Source organism: Pseudomonas sp. P5_B2 (genome assembly GCF_056400445.1).
In genome coordinates this window covers 1-903 of sequence record NZ_JBFULH010001176.1, presented here as the reverse complement: position 1 = coordinate 903, position 903 = coordinate 1, and the positions used below count along the sequence as shown (strand labels likewise).

Genomic DNA, 903 nt, shown 5'->3' with positions numbered 1-903 from the left:
CATATATGGAGCCGCCGACAGACGCCAGACCTGGGGAGGGTCGAATAGCACGTATTCACGAGTATGGATGCTTCGATGCCACTAAGGTAAAGATTGGTGTTGGTAATAGGGTCTTGCTGCTGCTAATCCAAGAAGACGATGGGTCTGTGTGGCCCCACTACGCCGAAGAGAGGTCGTTGCGAACACCAAATGAGTGGCATCCTGTAGTCGCTAAGGTGCTTTTAGATTGCCTTGATGCCGCTCGTCCATCCAATCAGGTCGCTCTCGGGTACCATGATTTCACAAATGCCGGTTGGTTCTGCAAATGACAAGTGATCACTGCAAAGAGGCATTGAAGTTGTTGGCCCGCTCCCGGAATGTGTTGATCTCAGGTCCGCCAGGTACAGGTAAGTCGAGGTTGCTTGCTGAGGTTGCTTTAGCCTTTGAGTCGGCTTTCGGAATTGCTCCCGCAGGAGGGGCGCCGAAGCTTAATCGCTCGGGGGGCGTCCCGATCCCACCCGCTGCGGGCGAGGATGCTAAGGACGTTCCTGCTCCCACCAAGATGAGCCGTAGGGTATTTCGTACAGTATTTCATCAAAGCTCAAAGTACCGAGATTTCGTGTCAGGGATCACCCCTGCGGTGAACAAAAAGGCTGGAGAGCCTGACTTTGCCATCGTCAAAGGGACGCTGTATCGGGCTAGTGAGCATGCTAAAACCGCCAACGGTGCGTCCCTGCTGATTATTGATGAAATTAATCGTGGGCCCGCTGTGCAGGTCTTCGGTGGTTCCATCGTGGCTATTGAGTCCGATAAACGCCTAGCACCTGATGGGGGGAAACGTGCGGAGACTCAGTATTTTGAAATGCTCGATCCTGTCAGCGGCGATGTGATTGAGTATGGCTTGCCGCATGACCTTTATATCCT

General features: G+C 53.3%; 1 protein-coding gene. It reads left to right on the top strand.

Features of this window, described 5'->3' with window-relative positions; all coding sequences use genetic code 11:
- Window positions 1-304: 304 nt before the first annotated feature.
- A partial coding sequence (locus tag AC1DRJ_RS30010) for an AAA family ATPase (protein ID WP_477805316.1) occupies window positions 305-903 on the top strand: 599 nt, incomplete at its 3' end.